The sequence below is a fragment of the Desulfosporosinus sp. OT genome (assembly GCF_000224515.1).
Classification (GTDB): Bacteria; Bacillota; Desulfitobacteriia; order Desulfitobacteriales; family Desulfitobacteriaceae; genus Desulfosporosinus.
Window position 1 is genome coordinate 22510 of the sequence record NZ_AGAF01000053.1, and the last position, 19442, is coordinate 41951.

Annotated in this window: 20 protein-coding genes and 2 pseudogenes; 5 read left to right on the forward strand and 17 right to left on the reverse strand. The window is 42.4% G+C overall.

The window, feature by feature from the left end; genetic code table 11:
* Positions 1-85: 85 nt before the first annotated feature.
* From DOT_RS04370 to DOT_RS04435, 17 genes and pseudogenes are all read right to left on the reverse strand, one after another.
* Complete coding sequence (locus tag DOT_RS04370; protein WP_009614754.1) at positions 86-832, reverse strand: ABC transporter permease; 747 nt, start codon at positions 830-832, stop codon at positions 86-88.
* Positions 802-1818, reverse strand: a complete 1017-nt coding sequence (locus DOT_RS04375; protein WP_009614757.1) for an ABC transporter permease — start codon at positions 1816-1818, stop codon at positions 802-804. The genes DOT_RS04370 and DOT_RS04375 overlap by 31 nt, the downstream gene beginning before the upstream one ends.
* 289 nt (positions 1819-2107) lie before the next feature.
* The gene (locus tag DOT_RS04380; protein ID WP_083823948.1) at positions 2108-2881 is read right to left on the reverse strand and encodes an MBL fold metallo-hydrolase; all 774 of its coding nucleotides are present in this window, start codon (positions 2879-2881) and stop codon (positions 2108-2110) included.
* Positions 2857-3069, reverse strand: coding sequence for a hypothetical protein (locus tag DOT_RS27695; RefSeq protein ID WP_009614760.1), 213 nt, complete (start codon positions 3067-3069; stop codon positions 2857-2859). Before DOT_RS27695 ends, DOT_RS04380 begins: the two co-directional genes overlap by 25 nt.
* 122 nt (positions 3070-3191) lie before the next feature.
* A complete protein-coding gene (locus DOT_RS04385) occupies positions 3192-3944 on the reverse strand; it encodes an FRG domain-containing protein (protein ID WP_009614762.1) in 753 nt (250 codons plus the stop codon).
* A gap of 547 nt (positions 3945-4491) precedes the next feature.
* Positions 4492-4803: pseudogene (locus tag DOT_RS28360) on the reverse strand (Uma2 family endonuclease).
* Between the two features lie 439 nt (positions 4804-5242).
* Positions 5243-6169, reverse strand: a complete 927-nt coding sequence (locus DOT_RS04390; protein WP_009614769.1) for a DUF1848 domain-containing protein — start codon at positions 6167-6169, stop codon at positions 5243-5245.
* Between the two features lie 310 nt (positions 6170-6479).
* Positions 6480-8516 (reverse strand): M56 family metallopeptidase, encoded by a 2037-nt coding sequence (locus DOT_RS27700; protein WP_009614779.1) that lies wholly within the window; start codon positions 8514-8516, stop codon positions 6480-6482.
* 2 nt (positions 8517-8518) lie between these two features.
* Positions 8519-8896 (reverse strand): BlaI/MecI/CopY family transcriptional regulator, encoded by a 378-nt coding sequence (locus tag DOT_RS04400; RefSeq protein ID WP_009614780.1) that lies wholly within the window; start codon positions 8894-8896, stop codon positions 8519-8521.
* 138 nt (positions 8897-9034) lie between these two features.
* Positions 9035-10753: a HAMP domain-containing sensor histidine kinase gene (locus DOT_RS04405; RefSeq protein WP_009614781.1), complete on the reverse strand. Its 1719-nt coding sequence runs from the start codon at positions 10751-10753 to the stop codon at positions 9035-9037.
* Between the two features lie 2 nt (positions 10754-10755).
* Positions 10756-11433: a response regulator transcription factor gene (locus DOT_RS04410; RefSeq protein ID WP_009614782.1), complete on the reverse strand. Its 678-nt coding sequence runs from the start codon at positions 11431-11433 to the stop codon at positions 10756-10758.
* Complete coding sequence (locus DOT_RS30250; RefSeq protein ID WP_207637029.1) at positions 11430-11621, reverse strand: hypothetical protein; 192 nt, start codon at positions 11619-11621, stop codon at positions 11430-11432. The genes DOT_RS04410 and DOT_RS30250 overlap by 4 nt, the downstream gene beginning before the upstream one ends.
* 138 nt (positions 11622-11759) lie before the next feature.
* Positions 11760-11855, reverse strand: a pseudogene (locus DOT_RS28365) (DUF1848 family protein); the annotation flags it as partial.
* Between the two features lie 15 nt (positions 11856-11870).
* Positions 11871-12647, reverse strand: coding sequence for an ABC-2 family transporter protein (locus DOT_RS04420; protein WP_009614784.1), 777 nt, complete (start codon positions 12645-12647; stop codon positions 11871-11873).
* Between the two features lies 1 nt (position 12648).
* Positions 12649-13452 carry an ABC-2 family transporter protein gene (locus DOT_RS04425; RefSeq protein ID WP_009614785.1) on the reverse strand — a complete coding sequence of 268 codons (804 nt, stop codon included), beginning with the start codon at positions 13450-13452 and terminating at the stop codon, positions 12649-12651.
* On the reverse strand, positions 13449-14423 hold the full coding sequence (locus tag DOT_RS04430; protein WP_009614793.1) for an ATP-binding cassette domain-containing protein: 975 nt from the start codon (positions 14421-14423) through the stop codon (positions 13449-13451). Before DOT_RS04430 ends, DOT_RS04425 begins: the two co-directional genes overlap by 4 nt.
* A gap of 417 nt (positions 14424-14840) precedes the next feature.
* On the reverse strand, positions 14841-15074 hold the full coding sequence (locus DOT_RS04435) for a helix-turn-helix transcriptional regulator (RefSeq protein WP_009614798.1): 234 nt from the start codon (positions 15072-15074) through the stop codon (positions 14841-14843).
* Between the two features lie 103 nt (positions 15075-15177).
* On the opposite strand from DOT_RS04435, the gene DOT_RS30960 reads away from it, so the two are divergent.
* The 5 genes from DOT_RS30960 to DOT_RS04455 all read left to right on the forward strand — a co-directional run bounded on the left by DOT_RS30960 (position 15178) and on the right by DOT_RS04455 (position 19437).
* On the forward strand, positions 15178-15348 hold the full coding sequence (locus DOT_RS30960) for a hypothetical protein (RefSeq protein ID WP_009614800.1): 171 nt from the start codon (positions 15178-15180) through the stop codon (positions 15346-15348).
* 191 nt (positions 15349-15539) lie between these two features.
* Positions 15540-15713, forward strand: coding sequence for a type II toxin-antitoxin system HicA family toxin (locus tag DOT_RS04440; RefSeq protein ID WP_009614802.1), 174 nt, complete (start codon positions 15540-15542; stop codon positions 15711-15713).
* 32 nt (positions 15714-15745) lie between these two features.
* Complete coding sequence (locus DOT_RS04445) at positions 15746-16132, forward strand: type II toxin-antitoxin system HicB family antitoxin (RefSeq protein WP_009614804.1); 387 nt, start codon at positions 15746-15748, stop codon at positions 16130-16132.
* A gap of 864 nt (positions 16133-16996) precedes the next feature.
* A complete protein-coding gene (locus DOT_RS04450; RefSeq protein WP_040411249.1) occupies positions 16997-17818 on the forward strand; it encodes a class I SAM-dependent methyltransferase in 822 nt (273 codons plus the stop codon).
* Positions 17819-17835: 17 nt separating this feature from the next.
* A complete protein-coding gene (locus DOT_RS04455) occupies positions 17836-19437 on the forward strand; it encodes an ABC transporter substrate-binding protein (RefSeq protein WP_009614808.1) in 1602 nt (533 codons plus the stop codon).
* Positions 19438-19442: the final 5 nt, after the last annotated feature.

Consider the following 19442-nt stretch of genomic DNA (forward strand, 5'->3'; position numbering starts at 1 on the left):
TTATGATTAAAAACAAGCCCGGAATGATGATGACCCACCAATTATTCGACAGCAGCGCTTTGTTGGCCAGAGAAAGCATGCTGCCCTAGGAAATAACATCTACAGGAAGCCCCAGCCCAAGAAAACTCAGCGTCGACTCCATGGACATGCTTAAGCTGATGCTGGATACTACCACAAACATAATTGTCGAAACAAAATTTGGAATTAAATGTCTGCGCATAATATGAGGGAAATTTCCCCCCATGCAATGGGCAGCCAGCACGTATTCGCTGCTGCGTATTTGCCTCACTTCGCTGCGCACAATTCTTGCCAAAGCACACCAGCCGGTAACGCCAATGACCAATGATATTTTAAGAATATTTTGCTTTCCAATAACTGACGTAAGCAATAAGACAAGTAATAGTATCGGGATACTGTTAATAAGTTCAGGAACGCGCATCATGACAGCATCAACCCGTGAATCGGCACTGCCGCTAATACATCCATAGACCACCCCGATCACAGTGATGATCGCCATGCTCAGCAGTCCGATAAGAATTGAGGCTCTGCCGCCATACCAGATCATGGAGAAGATATCCCGTCCCAGCGAGTCTGTCCCGAAGTAAAACTCTGCATTGGGTGCTTCACTGAGATTCTGCAGATAAAAACCGGTCGGGTCATGATTATACACTTGCTCCGCAAAAATACATCCCAATACGATTATGCTGAGAATGACAATGGACAGAATCGGTTTTCCCTTCAATTTATGCCTAATAGATGGGTCTTTCCGCTCAGGCAGGTGTGGCCTGTAATTGGCACCAACTATGACGAACTGCTCTCGATTATCCGGCATGTCGGCACCTCCTTCAATTTCATTCTTGGGTCAATCACTTCATTGATCGATTGGGCAATCATACTGGTTGAAACAACCAATATCCCTGTAATCAGCACTACTAACATCAATAAATTGTAATCATGATATTTGGCACTTACGACGGCAAGAGCTCCAATTCCAGGATAATTGAATACAGACTCTGCAATATAAGTTCCGCTCAAGACATGAGGAATCGAAATTGCCATGATGCTTACAATCGTCGGGGCTACATTGCGGAAACAATGCTTGAACACAATTTCATCTTTATTACAGCCCTTGGACTTGGCTAACAGGACATAATCCTTGCGGATTTCATCTAAAAGCTTATTTCTGATCATATAGGCGTAATACCACAGGTGGCTGAGTATCATAACCACCAGCGGCAAAATCATATGCTGAATTCGATTTAGGATATCGCCCGATTTGCCGATATCATAAGCGCCACTGCTAGGCAGCCACTGAAGATTGATACTAAAAATCAAAACCAGAACAACGCCCAGCCAAAACGGAGGAATATAATAGGCCGCTGTCCCCACCTTGCAGATGATTCGATCCACTAAGGTATCTTCATTCCTAGCGCAAAACAAGGCCAGGAGAGTGGCTAAGACAAAGACAAGGATGTAGGCTGTGCCCCCAAGCAGCAAAGTATTTCCGATGAGCGGAGAAACAACCTCCAATGCCGGTGTCTTATACTTCAGCGATAAACCGAAATCACCCTGCAGCACGTTGCTGATCCATTTGCTGTATTGAAGATAGATTGGACCATCCAGACCTAAGCGTACTCGCGCAGCATCCAGCTCCGCAGTGGTCATGGACTCAACTGCATCGCCGTAATAGGATTGCAGGGGATCACCCGGTGCCAGGCGTGCAATATAAAAAACCCCAACAGACAGAATAAATATAGTTAGTATAAATCCTAAGATTCTCTTGATCAGCTTTTTAGAAATCGTTGCTTTTCTGTTCAAGCAGTTCCATCCCCACCTTCTTTTGCAGCTTCTAACACCTTGATTTTTGTTCTTTTAAGATTGACCCCCTTTCAAATGAAAAAACCACGAAGTTGACTCGAGTGAGTCAAACCTCCGTGGTTTTTGCAAATACCTTCATGGTCTTGCCCTACAATATTATTTTATGTTTTATTCGACACTTGGTCGCCAATCCCTGCCAAACAGATCCAAATAATTAATAGCCCTCCCTAACCCTGGGGTCAAGCAGCGTATAGGACAGATCCAGTTAGCAAACAGATACTCTATAGGTTTATCCTTTGAACACTAATGTGGTCCCAACATTATTTGGAATAAAAGCTTCTGGCATCGAATTAGCGATTTGATGTATGGCGGACCAACCAGTACAGTGACCAGGCATTAAATAAGTTGGACTGATCTTTTTCAGTTCGGCAATTGTATCAGGAATTATTTTTTCAAAAATACCGCCTGTTAGATGGAATCCTCCTAAGACAGCATATACTTGTTGGGTATCGGTCAGATGTTGAGCATACCTTATGGTATTGATTACTCCGGAGTGGGCACATCCTGTAATAATTACTAAACCCTTTCCACGAACATTCAAAATGACGCTCTGATCATCCTTTATTAAGGGATCACATTCCCAGTTATCATTACGTTTAGTATAGTGAATAGGAAATCCTTTTTCAAAATCTGTAGTGCGGTCTATTTCACCAGAGACGAGAATCATGTTATCACTCAAAAGAGTCGGTTCTTTCTTTTCAATAAACGTAATGTTATCTCGACGCAAATTAGCTATTTTAGGAGGGGAAATATTTAATTCATATCCATTCGGCATTACAACTTTTCTCTCAAGGGAAGCATCCGGGTGAAGAATGAGGGAGACGCTCTGTGATCCCAACCTCTCAATCAGGCTAGGTAACCCAAAAGTATGGTCGCTATGACCATGGCTGATTACGATTGCTTGAATATCAGCTAACTTGACCCCTAATGAGTTCATATTATGTATGATGCCATTGGTGCTTATACCTGTATCTAATATTACTGTTCCTTTTTTTCTCCGCATTTAACCTGAATCAACGCTGAAAAACCGTGCTCCGCTATTGGAGGAGGACACTTTCTGCTTAAATCAAGCTTTAAATCAATCCTGTGAGCGATTTCACTACTCGGCATAAATACGTCAATAGTATTGTCCATAATTATTGTAATATTTACTTCATCGACTTCTAACAACGGAATATTATTTCTTGTCAAACTACACACCTCCAATTTTCCATGTCATACATATATTAACATCAATTAGTTAATTTATGTTACTGATAGGCAAATATTTCTACTAAATGAAGCCGAGCTACCAAATTTCTCACATCCTTTTGCTAAAGTTTGACGTTATTCGGTACCTCGGGAAAAAGTGTCGCCTTATTTATGTTCAATCGATTCAAAGCTTTCAAAATGGTAGTTCTTTCAGCGTTAGGCAGGGTCAGCTTTAATAAAATTACTTTAGCCTTGCTGACTACACTATAATTTTCTTTTACCCACCGCTCAATGTCTACTCCTCTGGGAGACTTTGTAAACACACCACCCTGGTTAGCCAACCTTGAGTCATCATCAAATACAGGCTCTATGTACTTAACAAACAAATCATCCTCACTAACGCCAGGGTTCTTCATTTTCAACTCTTTATTAATAACAAGTGCTACTCTCTGAGCAAAAGCATAGATAGACCTTTTTTCTTGCTCATTGCCACCTTCACAGAAAGCAAAGTAGGCAGCGATGAAGGGGGAGATTGTCCACTCAAGAAGTGGCGTAACAAGGCCGTTATGCAGCCCCGCTGCCCACCAATCATCATCCGATTCTGTATTTTCCCTGTTTAATTCCCCCCGACCCCCGGTGCCAATCTTAAAGCTCTTAAGGTGCCTTAAGCTATCATAATTATTAAACTTTTTTAGCATTCTATCAAAGGTTGGTTCCAGTAACCAGTCCGGGGACCTCTGACCGCGCCAAATATAATTACTAGTGTTCAATAGTCTCCCTGTTACAAGATTAGAAAACTCTTCCCAAGAGGAGAGATCTGCAGTAATTACTCCTTCACTAAGATTACGGGCTAAATAATCACGTGTTAAGATCATAATTTCCCCCTCAAAAAAGTAAGGCTAGCTGATCAACCTATCTAAGATCGCCCATCAGGATCTCTTAGGCTATCACATGACAGCACCGGATCGTTTTCAAATTCATACTAAGCCCTGTGCGCACAACGGTTATGTTAAAATTCCACATCCTCTCTGCATATCCCTTCCAAATTTATCATTAATTACGGACCTTCAGATAAAGGATTTAACCATTCTTTCGCTCTTCAGCGGAGCTGCCTTAAGCTTCCAGCTCCCACCGGGACCGGGTCATTGCCTGCTTGCAAATCATTTCCAAACGAAATAACCGGATGATACTTCAACCATTTCCCCCTTTGTTTTTGCACCTTTCGAAGATAGGATCAGGCACAGGGACGGCGACAGAAGAGACCGGTTATACACTTGAATCCCACGACTAATAATTAGAAAAGCAGTTTACCACTTATGAGTAAACCGCTCTTCATATTTGTTATATTTAAGCATTTTTCTTAAATATTGTGGTTATAAAACAAACAATGTATCGATTATGAAAATGCGTTGCCTACCCTTATTAAACAGAAGGAAACACCGCACTCAAATCTACCGTTAAATCCGGAAATATTGATACATTTATTTTTTCTTCTTCTGTGTATATTTCCGGCCTGCCATACCTACCGTTACTTTGCAATAAGAATACACTTACAAGCCTACCTTCCGGCTCTACAGTTCAGTATTCCACAACTCCGGCTTTTTCATACTGATTAAACTTGGTAACCCTGTCATGTTTAATCGAAGATGGAGAAATAATTTCAACTCTTTCATCTTCAGGCCATACTAGATAGTCTGCATACGTGTATTGTCTTTCTTCGTGGGGTAATGGCATAATAGCACTCTCCCTCATTCAAGATAACTTTCTTCTACACAGAACCATTGAAGACTCCTGTTAAAACTGTTTATTCCATCATACACAATATTTCATAATAATTATGTTAAAAGTCATTTTACAAAGCTCTATCAAAATTATTAACTGACTCACTCGCTAAGGAAGCTTACATTTGGGTTTTCTGGTTTATCTTATCTAACAGACATTTATCAATTGGATGATACCCCGATACCATTATACCATAAAAAGGTAAACATCTTCGTATATAAGTTTTGTGGTGAATTAACTTCTTCCACAGAAGATGATAGCCAATGTGTTATGTTTCGTATTCATTGCCCACTCACGGACGCCCTTTCCATGTTAAATAAGCTAAATGTGCTTTCAACCAGTTTATCATCCCAAAGTGCCAACAAGTAGTGAGGTATTGAAATTGTCCATACTAAAACAAGCTAATTTGCTGCAGCTTATTGGATTTACCCTTTCTGTCCGTGATTTTTTCACCCTCTGCTATCGAACCGATAAGCATTTCACTGTTTGGCTTATGAGAGTTATGACGCCGCAGAGTGGTAAACGGACTGTCATTAGCGTAACAATAAACGCATCCGTTGGGGCAGGTGTTATAGGCGCCAATATCAATGCTTTCCATACAGCCGCAGCCATTGCGCTGGTTTTTATCAGGCGAAATGTTTAAACTACAGCCGCAAACTCTTTCGAGTACAGCTTTGTCAATACAGCTGGCCTTTTGGATTCCATAAGGTGCCAGGTCTATTTTTTCGCAGCAGGCCTTCGCTGTAAATCCGCAGGCCTCGGCGGTTTCCGCAATATAACCGGCAAGTTCAGCTTTCTCTTCATCATTAATTTCACGGATAAGCGGTGTTTTTAGTTTTCGATATGTCTCCACAAAACTGATGGTCACGCTTTCAGTGAAAGGTGCGAGTTTTTGGCAAAGCCGTTCAAATTGCAATTTATGATAATCAATAGTCAAACTATCATTGAGCATAATCGGATCATAGCGCCACAAAACACGTTCTTTGCCGATTTGTTGGGAAAGCTCTATAAAGGTGTCCTCAATAGTTAGCTTATCACGCAGGTTTTGCTCTATAGTCCGGTCATAAGGTGTCAGAGTAAACTGAAAATAGTATTTGTATCCCATCTCATCAATGAGTTTGAGGTGAGGTAAAATATTTTCAGCATCCTTTGTCCAGAATACAAGGCAATCAACCAGCTCAGGATTAAGCGGCAGGCGTGAAATCTGGGCCTTGTTCCTGGGGTTTCTGGTCAATACAAATCCTGCTTTCAAGCGGTTGATAAACCATTCCGAATAGTAACAGGGAATATCGGTTCGTCGGGACACCGAAACTATCATTAAACATCACTCCCCTCAGGACCCTGTTGTTTTATAATGTCTGACCCCCATGCGCCAGAAGATCAAACAAGGAATGATAAACAACATTCCCACCAAGGGCAGGAACATATAATAAGTCTTATCAGATTTTCCGATCAAATATAAAAAAAAGAGGGCTAGTGAGGAATGCCATATTGTGATCCTGCAAAAATCCTTGAGCTTTAAATCCACCTTCGAATCTATACTTGACTGATTAGTCTTTATCAAAGCGGCTATTCCTGATCTTCCTGAGCTTAGCAAGGCACAAAGGCAGGATGCTGACGATTAGTACCTACAGCTTGGCATGAGCTTGCACAATCGATTTCACAATAGTCTCGATAATCGCTTGCGATTCCGTCGAAGCAATTTCAAATCTTAAACCGCTACTATTTTGAAACACAGCAGCCGGCAGACGGTCATTATAGTTTTTACGCAGTTTAACGTCAATTCCGTCAATTTGTTTCATATCAAATGTTGATTCCGGCGTTGCCACTGGAGCGAACCAAGGGTGATCTCCTTTGATCATCTGTACATTAATGAAAGGTGTTGATGTTCCTTTCGTATTCGTATAGTATAACGAAAAGGTTTCTGACTTTTTGTCCCCTTGAATATAGATCATGGAATTTTGCATATCAAATTTATATCCCTGGGGAATGACTACATCCCCTGCTTGGATAGTATTAAAGCTTAACCCATCTGTAGCCGAAGTGCCCCCTTTTCCTATATAAATGTCTGAAGGCGGATTTTTAGCCGGAACTGCTATACTGGCACAGATTTTCTTTAACTCCTCGATTGAAATGCCCCCGCCGATTATATTGTTGGCAGTATACTCTACACCGTCCTTTGTGAACTGAATATATGCATCTCCAATCGTTCTCACGTATAAAATTGCCGGCAAATCACCTATTTGGATTTGGGTTTTCGTTGAGCGATCAGAAACATTAGGATCCATCCCTTTGGGGAGCCCTTCCGAGATTGTAAATGCTGCGTAGCTACCATAGGCAGCTAAGTACCCTACACCGGAAGCGTTATCCGGAGGCATGTTTTGGCTGCTGCTGATCTGCGAAGAGGTAAGCTGGTATCCAGCGGTGTAGCGTGGAAGTAAGGGGGTAAATGGCAGATATTGATGGTAATTAAAGCTTCCATTTTGCTCAGAAGAAGATTGATTAGACTGAGTTATAGGTTCGCCTGATTTGCCATTTGTCACGGCGGCCACTTTTCCAACTGTACCGGAATTGTTCACCTTAGCATTGGTCAAAGTTACATATACCAGAACAGATACTACTGAAATAACTAATAAAGTCCACTTTAACGGTACTTTACGAAAAACTTTTACCATTCCAATTCTTCTCCTTATCTGTGACCGTGTGCCCAACAAATTTGCCATACTTACAATTCTTGATACTCTCATGTTGCTCTCCGCCAACTTGATAAGCGTAAAGGCATACTCCTTAGGGTCATCAATACCCATCTTTTCAATAGCCAAATAATCACAAGCTATTTCTTGATCTTCACGCAATTTTATTAATGCGTACCAAAGCAGAGGGTTAAACCAATGTAGTATAAGCAAACCCTGTGTCAACCAGTTTACCAATATGTCCTTACACTTGAAGTGAGTTAACTCATGCGTAAAGACATGATTAAGCTGCTCAGGGTTGAAATCCTCTAAAAGGCCAACCGGCACTAAAAGTTTGGGACAGAATAATCCGTATAGCGATGGGCTTGTGATTATCTTCGTTTGAATTAAAGGAACTTCGGCCTTGATGTTTAGTTTGTTCTTGGCTCTTATATAAGCGGAGACTAAATCGGTATCAACTACAGGCAAACCTTGAATATTTTTCGCAAATCTTCTATTGATTAAGCCGGTAATCATGAACAAAACAGCAACTCCTATAAGCCAAAGGAAGAATAAAAGCCGGTGAATAAACCGGTAGTTGGCCAAAGCATTATGGGGTTCGCCCATATTATGTAATACACTCGGCTTTGGGGCCGCGGCAATTTGGTTTATGCTATTAACCTTTTCTTGCTCGCTAAATCCAACGCCTGCTGCGGAAAGGCGTGACGGCGTTTCCGTCCCTCCATAGAGAGAAGCCGTTTTTTGTATATCCAAGTTGGTAAGATTATAAATGCTCAATGAACTTTGGGGAGCCCATGGTACAAGCAAACTGACAAAAACAGCAACCCATAACCAGTAGTGCAAACGTGCTCCAATTCGGTTCTTCACCACTAACTTCACAAGCAGTAGAAGAATTACCAGGAAGCTTACCTTTACCGAAGAACTCCAGATCCAGTCAAAGAAGCCAAGATAATCCAGATGAATTGGCGGCACTGTCAGTCCTTCCTTTCTTCTAGGATGCGTTTCAGCTCTTCAATATCATCCTTCGATAATTCCTCTTCTTGAAGAAAGGTAACTAACAGCGGTTTAAATGCCCCACCCAAAACCCGGCTGACAAAAGATTGGGTCTCTGACCTGATGCACTCGGTCTCACTAACCAAGGAATAGTACCAATAGATCCTGCGCTTTTCCTTATAACCCAGAGCCTTTTTCTTCACCAACCTTGTGATTAATGATTTTACTGTGTTAGGCTTCCATTCGGCTATGCCTTCTAAGGCATCAACAATTTCGTTGGCAGTAAGAGGAGAATTTCTTGACCACACTATTTTCATTACTTCCCACTCGGCATCCGATATTTTCGGTGTCTCAGCCATATGTTTCCTCGATTCTTCAGTTTACTTTTGTAATCATTATTACACTTGTAGTTATAGTTGTCAATATCCTATTCAAAGCAAACAACAAAGCAGTTATCCCTTGCCTAAAACAACGGATAACTGCTTTGTCTTATCTATTCAACTCCCGCTGATAAATTCAAACCAGAATACCACGCCTTCTCCTGTGTTTTTGGCCCCATAGCTGAAGTGAAATAATTCCAGAATCGTCCGGGCAATGGCCAACCCCAGACCCGTGCCCTTAGTCCTTCCCCGCGACTCATCCCCTTTTTTATAGGGCAGCCAGATTTCTTTAATCTTTTCCTCAGGAATATGGCTGCCGCTATTAAACAGTGCAAAGGTACCGGCGCTGATTTCCAGCCCGATTCTTCCCCCTTCCGGGGTATTATCCAAAGCGTTGACAAAAAGATTATCAATCACCCGTTCCATTAAGGAGGGGTCTGCTTTGACTACTGCCTCCCCTTCCAAACTTACCTGAATGAGCTTTTCAGCACAAACCTGGCGGTAACGATCTATGACCTGAGTACACACTGCTTGAAGTAAAACCTCCTCAGATTTTATGGGCAGTAAACCGGCTTCTAATCCGGACAACTCCAGGATTTCCCGGATAATCTCATCCATCCGCTCCACATTGGTTTGGATACCCGCCGCATAATGCTCCCTCTTTTCCGTCCGGACATTTTCCCTGAGATTCTGGGCATAGCCGGAAATAATACTGAGAGGGGTTTTCAGATCATGGGCCAACGCGCTGGCAGTATCCCTGCGGAATTGTTCCAGCTCCTCCCGCTGGCGGTAGGTTTTATAGGTTTGGCCGGCCAGTATTAAAGCTACGCTGAGAAAGGTGATCAGGCAGGCAGCCCAGACAAAGAGCAAAGTGCCCCGGCATTCATCCCAAAGATTGACCTGGCGGGCAAAGACTGTCCAGAATTCGCTGTAATAGCCTCCTTGGTCATCCGTCGATTTGACCATATTTTGATAAGGCTGGGGCCAATAGAAGTAATAGGTCAGCCCCCTCACCCTTTCGCTCAAGTTATAATCCTTATCCGGAAAATGCCGGACAGCTTCCTTTAACTTTTCCTGATCCAGGACCAGCTCACGCAGGCTGGCTGCTTCCTCCTGATCAAGGAGGCGGTTATTGGTAGGCTGAATGCCGCCATATTTGAAATAGGGTAATTTTTTGCTATTTTGCTTGTAGTCCGAAGTATACATTATTGCCTTTAAATCTGTTCCGCTGCTTGACTTAAGCTGCCCCTCTTCGTCGAAAGTGTCCGCATACATAGGCACCACTTTAATTGTCTCAGGAATAATCATTTCGTTATCCACCCAGAGTCCCTCCAAATCGAGAGAATATCCGGCCAGATCACCAGCTTTTTTCGCCTGAGGCCGGGCGTTCAGATAATTTTCCAGTTCCGCCGTCTCTTCTTCACTGAACCACTCTCGGGGGTTTAAATAGCCATACCCGGCATAATTCGTACTGCCTTCACGATGTTCTGTATAGCTGCATTCCCAGTAATCGTTGGTATTGTAAATCAGACTGTAATCCCCTGAATAGAGGGCAGCTTCTGCCCCAGAATAGCTTATGAAAGAAATTTGTTTCGCCAATTCCTTTTTCAGCTTCGCCGTATCCGTCGGCTGCCCACTGCTCTCCGTAGTGTCCCTCAAGATATCTTCAACCCTATTATTGACCTGCAAAGCAAGGGTACTCAGCTCTAAGCCCTTAACTTCCTTCTCCCGGGATATCAGAAACACGCTGAAAGCCGTCATCAGCACCAGGTAAGTGGCCATTAACGTCCCAACGATGCGGAGATAGATTCTTCTCTTTATCTTATTTCTCTGCACTGCTATCCCTCCAATTTGTACCCTCGTTTAATGACGGTTTTAATTTGCCTTGCAGCCTCTCCCAGGGCTTGGCGCAATTTTTTCACATGGTTGTCCACGACTCTGTCATTCCCTGCAAAGTCATAGCCCCAGATGCGGATGAGCAGGCTTTCCCGGCTCACGATCCGGCCGCGGTTCTCCAGGAGTGCTTTTAAAATGGCAAATTCCATGGGAGCCAGAACTGCTTCATGGTCATTGACAAACACCTGACAGCGAAAAAGGTCCATCCTGATGCTGCCGGCTGAAATCAACTCATTGCCGATCATCCCTTTAGTCCGTCTGAGCAAAGCCGTAACCTTGGCGTACAGCTCCGCCAGGGAAAAGGGCTTAACGATGTAATCATCGCAGCCCAGGTGATATCCCTGCAAACGGTCCCGCTCCTGATGTCTGGCCGTCAGAAAAATTATGGGCACATTACTTCTTTTCCGGATTTCCCGGCAGATGGTAAATCCGTCTACTTCCAGCAGCATTACATCCAGCAGCACTAAATCATATTCCTGCTCAAGACATTTCTGCAGGCCTTCCTCCCCGCTCCGGGCCGAATCCAGCCTCAAGGTCCCGCCGCTTTTCTCTGTAAAATAATCGGTGATGATTTCCCGTATCTCTTGATCATCTTCAACTAACAGCAACTTAATCGTCATGTTCCCACCTCTAAGAATAGGTTACCATACCCATCTATCTTTCCTGTATCCTTGCTAAACTTTTTTTGAGTGATGACAATCATTCCTATTAAAAAACTTAGCTGGCGCCCACACGAAGACACTGTCTTCGCACGTATTAGCCCTTCTTGCAGACACTGTTTCGCACGGATTACTCTTCTTGCAGACATCATCTTTCCACGATGTAGTACAAAAAAATTCCTCCGAAAATTAGTCGGGGGAACAAAAAAATAAAAGTATCGGCAGTATTCTTCAAGTCCTTTCTGTCCGGGATTTTCTCACCTCTCTATTTAGCAATAGCAACAAGCATTTTTGGTAATTACAAATCCTGCTTTCAAGCGGTTCATAAACCATTCAGAATAATAACACGGAATATCGGTTCGTCGGGACGCTGAAACGATCATTAAGAATCACTCCCCTCACGACCCTGTTGATTGATAATGTCTGACACCTATGCGCCAGAAGATCAAACAAGGAATGATAAACAACATTCCCACCAGGGGCAGAAACATATAACAAGTATTATCTGATTTTCCGATCAAATATATAAAAGGGTAATATTGAAAGAGAGCTAAGGGGATAACAAAGGTTAAAAACTTTAAAACTCCTTCTCCATAAACAGAAAACGGATACCGGCCGAACTCTCTGCCTCCATCGGTAAAGATATTCATAAATTCCAGTCCTTCTATGGTAAAAAAGCACAGACTTGCATAGATGATAAATAATCCGGAAAAGACAATTATTCCTCCGGCAAGCATAAATATCAGGGTTAAAATCTTATCAAAAGTCCAGTCAACCCTGCTCGCGGGAATGGCATAGGCAAACATCACCAGGGCCTGAAGCAAACGTCCTATCCGTGAAAATTCAATCCGCGAGGCCAATACCTGTAAAATCTCGTTTCTGGGGCGAACCATAATGCGGTCAAATTCTCCGTTGGAAATTATTCCGGAAAAGGCATCAAACCCGCGCACAAAGCACTCCGCCAGAGAAAAGGAAGTTAGGATAACCGCAAAGCATAACAGCACCTCTGAAAAGGTGAACCCCTTTACTGAATTAAAACGAGAAAACATAAAGTAAACTCCCAAAAATGTCGTAAATGACACCAGAAACTGTCCCACGGCAGACATAATGAAGGAAACCTTATACTGCATTTGACTTCTTAAAATAATCGAAGCATATTTCCAATATAAGTTCATGTCAGCCTCCCTGTACTACAACTTTTTTCAGCGCCTGTTGCATCAGCAGCTTTCCTAATTTTAAAAGAATGCCCAGCCAGATGATTTGGAACAGCACACTCTTGAGTATCTCTGAGCTGGCAATATAGCCGTTATAAATCTGAAAGGGCGTGTTTTGCATGGAGGCAAAGGGTAAAAGCATCACCAAGGTCTGCAGTTTCTGGGGAAAAAACGGCAGCGGTATGATCGCCCCTCCCAAGAATTCCACCACGCTTGTGGTCAGAATGCGGATACCCAGGGATGATAAGGTATAAAAGACGGAAATATAAATCAACATGGAAAAAGCGACTAAGACCAAAAAACCAAGGATCAGGGAAATAATAAACATCAGCCCGGCAACAGGAGTACAAGGAAGGGAAATATTAAAAGGCTTCGGCAGAAAGACAGCCACGATCAAAATGGGAAAGCAGCGCAGTATGGCCCTGGAAAGACGAACGGCCATATTTTTCACAAACCACATGGCATAGAGATCGATCGGCCGGCATAGCTCGTAAGCGATGTTGCCGCTGGTGATGGAATTGAAAATATCATTGTCGAAATACCAGGCCATGTAAAGCGCCAAAAACCCCTGCTGCAGCCAAATATAGCTTGAAAGTTCAGGGAATGTCATGGGAAGTGAATTTTCACCATTTTGATAAAATGCCCGGAACATTAAAAGCGTCATACCGCCCCAGACAAATTGTGTTGCAACACCGGCCCAAGCCGCCCCACGATATTGCAGGCCGTTGGTAAGCCTTATCTTGAAGAAAGACAGATATTTATTCATATCTCAAACTCCTTATAAAGGGATACAACCATTTCTTCCGCTGTTGCTCCTGTGACAGAAATATCGTTGATTTCCACCTGCCTCGATATTTGAGCTATGGCCTCGGAAACAGAAATCACCTCTGTGTCAAGCACAATTTCGGCGTGTCCGTCCAAATTTTCAGTAAAGCTCATACCCTTTCCTGCTTCAGCAAGGATACCCACAAAATCCACTGTAAGTCTCTTGTGGCTGGAATTCCTCTTTTTCAGCTCGCGCAAAGAACCATCCAACAGGATTTTCCCCTTGCCAATCAACAGAATTCTTTCCGTTAGAGCTTCGATGTCCTGCATATCGTGGGTCGTCAGGATTACGGTTGTTTTACGTTCGCTGTTTAAAGTTTTAATAAATTTGCGCACCGCAATTTTAGAAACGGCATCCAGACCGATTGTCGGTTCATCTAAAAACAGAATTTTGGGACTATGTAAAAGAGAAGCGGCGATTTCACAGCGCATGCGCTGACCGAGGGAGAGTTGTCTAGCCGGGGTTCGGATGATTTCACTGATATCGAGAAGTTCTGTAAGTTCATCAAGATTCCTCTTAAAGGCTGTATCGTCCACTTTATAGATATCCTTGATCAGCTCAAAGCTGTCGGCTACGGGAACATCCCACCAAAGCTGACTGCGCTGACCAAAAACAACGCCGATTTCCCTGACATGGGCGATCCTCTCCTGCCAGGGTGTTTTGCCGTTAATGCTGCATTCGCCGCTGTCCGGAGTTAAAATTCCGCTCATTATTTTAATGGTGCTGCTTTTCCCAGCGCCGTTGGGGCCGATATAACCGACCATTTCTCCGTCCTTAATGGTAAAGGAAACATCCCTAAGGGCCTGGATATAACTATACTCTTTGCGCAGCAGTGCTTTGACGGCTTCGCTCAGCCCGGCATTCCGCTTGGCAACCTTAAAGGTTTTGTTAATGTTCTTTAACTCGATCATCTTTGCCTCCAGACACGACTCGTGAAAATACCGATAAGTGACATAAGCCCTTCAAACAACGACTATGTTTAAATTCCACATCCCGATTGTATATCCCTTCCAATTTGTCATCAACTAAGGACTTTTAAGATAAAGGATTTTTTCTGTTCATTATCCACGGTCTCTCGACCACTCTGGATGACCATCTCTTGCACTCTTCTACGGACTGCCTTTAGGTTCCATCTGAGATTATTCAGAGCAAATAAAAAAGCAGTTATCCATTGCCAAAACAACGGATAACTGCTCCCTCTCTATTGTTTTCTTTAAGCTATTCCATAAAGTATAGTCAATCAATTCTCTTAAGTTTCTCGTAAGAAATAATAGAAATAGTGGATCGTAAATTCACATTACGCTCTGGAATTACTTTAATATCTCGTTTCACTTCGTAAAAAAATCGTCGTAAGTGATCTCTAATACTGCCTTTATCGCATGTAACTCATCAGAAGAAATATGCCTGATACCAGCCTCGATTTTCGCCAGTGTTCCCCGCGAAATATCGCAGCCATGTATCTGCAATTGGGCCGAAAGCTCCTCTTGAGTCATGCCCTTGGAGCCTCTCCATTTACGAATGTTATCGCCAATACTTTTATCCGCTTTGATATTTTGTCCCATAACATTATACCTTTCTTTGTTCTGATTTCAGAGCACATTTACCTTGATTATAGGGGGCAACCATGCTATAATTGCTCCGACAACGGAGCAAAGGGTGGTCACCATGGCAGATTATAAAAAAATGTATTTCGCACTTTTTAACGCAGTCACAACTGCGATCAATGATCTGCAGGATGCGCAACGTGACGGAGAAAGTGAGTATATTGAGACGCAGGATGTTTCTTTAACTATTTTACCCACTTCTGCTGATGAAAAGCCTAAAATCACCGAATAAACGGTGGCTTCTTGTCAGGAGATATGTTATTGCCGAACAAGTATTTCTTTTTGGCTCTTATGCGAAAGATAAAACATTCAATTAAAAGTAGGAAATTATTCTATTGACATTTTTATAAACTTTACTTTTTATGGCATTTAGCCTTTATTTATACACACTTGTTGTGTATATTATAGTTAAGAGGTGAGAGTATGAAACGAAAGGATTTGATCAAACTTCTAACAAAAAATGGCTGGTGGCTCAAGCGAGAAGGGCATGACCATACCATCTATACTAACGGCACATACAATGAACCGATCTCAAGACAACCAGAAATTGATGACATACTGGCAAAGAAAATTATTAAGCGACGGGGTTTAAAATAAACCTCATCGCCAACCAAAAAGGAGTGAATGAAATGATTAAGGCATACCCCATTGTTCTCACCCCAACACAGACAGGTTACGTCGTAACTGTCCCTGATTTAGATATTAACACTCAAGGAAAAGATATTGCTGAGGCTATCTATATGGCCCGTGATGCGATTGGGCTTTGGGGAATTACCGAACAAGATGATGGCAGAAAAATCCCAGAACCCTCTAGTATTGAGCCGAAGCACGAATCCAACGAATTGGTGACATGGGTAGATATCGATTTCGATAAATACCGCAAGGCAAATGATATGACAACCATGCGCATCAACGTTTCCGTGCCGAAATACCTCAAGGTCTTAGGCGATGAAGCCGGGGTCAATTTCTCTCAGGAATTGCAGGAACGTTTAAAAGAAAAGCTTATTCAAAATTAATTCAGCGACCTTAACCGGCTGCTTTTTTATACCTTTTGTCTGATAAGCTTCTGCAGCTGAGTAATACCATACCGCTGATAGAATAAATTTGCTTCTAATACCTTTGTTAACATCGTGTGAAGTATACTCACAAGTTATGGATTTATGAAAGAAAGAGAATAATTCTTACCACATAAATATTGCGAATCATAATCCAACGGATTCTACTCAAAACTGACTCTACAAATGGCTAAAGTTCCAGCCTCATAAATCCTCCGTAATCTGGATCTTGATTCCCAATACCACAATAAAAAAGTGTCACCAATGACAGCTCATAAGAGACATTGGTGACAAAGAAGAAGGAGATATATTAGGCATATTGAACTCTGCCTAGAAAATTCAATATACAAAAAAGACATTGCAAAGGGCCATGGAATTTGACTCTAACGAGTGTACCTCCATGGCCTTTGCAATCACCTTCATGGTCTTGCTCTAGAAAATATTTATTTCATAATTTTAGTATTCTAAATTTAGTATCATCCTACAATTCATATATTAATAACATTGGCATCCGACAATCTTTCGCGAATTTCTGCTAAAATTTTTTTAAAAATAAATGATTTTAACATTGCAGGAAATATATCGAACATGTAGAATATATATTTTAAATGAACATATGCCAAGCAAGGCTATGAAGGCGTTTGCAAAACCATGGAGGTTTGACTCATTAGGGTCGCCTTTGTGGTTTTTTATTTTATCTGAAAGGAAGTGAAGGCCGTAAAGACCCACGGAACTCTGTGAAAATGGAAAATAAGGAGATAATGATCAATGAAGGGCAAAAGGTATACCTTGACCACTTCATTGACTATTTCAGGGGGGTTAAGTATGGATATAAACTATTTTGAGCAGATCTGGAGCAAGAAGAATACAGATAAGACGGCCTGTCAATCCTTCTGGGATGGCAGAGCCGAAGAATTCAACCTCAGAAAACAAAAAAACGAACGGGACAAGCGGTTAGACAGCGTCTTGAAACTGTTTGCCACCAAAGAAATGCTGAAGGAAGACGGAAATATTCTTGATATTGGCTGCGGACCCGGCATGTATTCTATTGAATTCGCCAAACGAGCTAAAAGTGTTATCGGCACGGATATTTCGCCGAAGATGATTGAGTTTGCCAGAGAGAATGCCCAGGCTGAAGGGCTTAATAATGCCTCCTTTGACACTCTGGACTGGGAAATGGTTGATCTAAAGGCCTTGGGCTGGGAAAAGAAATTTGATCTGGTCTTTGCCTCAATGACTCCAGCCATTAACAGCAAAACTACTCTTGAAAAAATGGTGCAGGCCAGTAAAGGCTTCTGCTTTGTCAGCACTTTTGTTAATAGAAGGGACTCGGTAAGAGACCGTTTGACCAGCCTGCTTAATGGGCCAGGCACCCTCAGAGATTTTAGCAAGACCATCTACTGCGGCTTCAATATCTTATGGTTGATGGGCTTTTACCCAGAGATTACCTATCTGGATACCGAATGGGAGAATACTTACAGTCTGGAAAAAGCTGTTACCTTGTACAATGCCTATTATGAAATGACACACCCTTTAAATAAGGCGCAAAAGGAACATCTCAATGCTTATTTGGAGGAAATCTCTGAAAATGGTCAAATCAAAGAAAAAATCGAGGCCAAGGTTGCTTGGATGTATTGGAAAATTTGACATTGGGGAGGGGTAGCATGTTCAAGAAAATACTAAAGGCTGCAATAGCCATGGCCCTCGTGGCAACTCTGGGGCTTACAGGATGCAGTAATTCAACACCTGTCGAGAGTAAAATTGAAGCGATAAAAAAGCCGGTTGTTATAAACCTCGAAGGCGAAGACATAGGTTATCCGACACCATTCAGCCATTATTCCAGAGGCCCGGGAAGCTTCAAAATGGCCCTTATTTTTGACAGTTTGCTGGAAAGAGGGGAAAAAGGCTATATTCCTTGGCTTGCCGACAAATGGGATATCTCTACGGATGGACTTATCTATACCTTTAGCCTTAAGGAAAATGTAAAATGGCAGGACGGCACGCCAATGACAGCAGAGGATATCAAGTTTTCTTTCGACTATTATACCAAGCATCCTCCGGTATCTAATGATCTGACAGTTGACAACAAAAGCTTTATTCAGTCCGTCGAAGCAGTGGATGCTGCAACAGTACGCTTTAAGGTGGAAAAACCTCTGTCCATTCTGCTTGGTAAAATCGGGAACACCAGGATTATTCCCAAGCATATCTGGGAAAAGGTTGAAGACCCACTCAAATTCAACACCCCCGAGTCGGCTATAGGAACCGGACCTTTCGTGCTTAAGGATTACAATAAGGAGCAAGGGGCCTATAAATTTGAAGCTAATAAGGATTTTTGGGGACCCAAGCCACTGGTGGATACCTTACAGTTTATACCTGTCAGTGATAGTGTCCTGGCCTTTGACAAAGGTGAAATCGATCTGACCGGGAATATTACTACTGATATTCTTCCCAAGTACCAAAACGACAAAGAATATAAGGTACTGCAAAATCCGGCCTTTTGGGGTTATCGTCTCATTTTCAACATGGACAAACGGACTGAGTTGAAAGATAAGGACATTCGTCAAGCTTTCGCCTATGCCATCGATAAAAATGAACTTGTGGAAAAGGTGGCCAGAAAAGCGGCAGTACCGGGAAATGCAGGCTATTTACCTGTAGGGCATGTATGGTTCAATCCTAATGCTAAAAACTATGAATATGACATAGAAAAAGCTAAGCAGCTGCTCCAAGGTAAGAAGCTTTCCTTTAAGCTTTTGACTAGTAACTCTAATAACACTAGTAACTCTAATAACTCTAATGACGAATTACGAATTGCCGAGCTTCTTAAAATAAGTCTGGCTAAAGCCGGGATTGAGCTAAGCATTAACAGTGCCGACACTAAAACCAGAGATGCTGCTGTAAAAAAGGGGAACTATGAAATTACATTAATCGGCCATGGTGGTTGGGGTGGTGATGCAGACCTTTTGAGGACAGCCTATTCCCAAGAAATCACCTCAAGCCAAAGCCCTTCGACGAATAGCATTCCGGGGTACAGCAATGACCAGCTCAACAAATTATTCGAGCAGCAATTATACGAAATGGATGCCGCCAAAAGAAAAAAAATCGTTTTCAAGATCCAAGAGCTGATCGCTGAAGAAATCCCACAAATACCGTTATACAATACAACCGGCTATGTCGTGTTCAAACCTGCCAAGTTTGATGGGTGGAAATATATGTTCGACCATCATGAAGTGACTCACAATAAGCTATCCTACCTGGATGTGAAGTAGTCAAT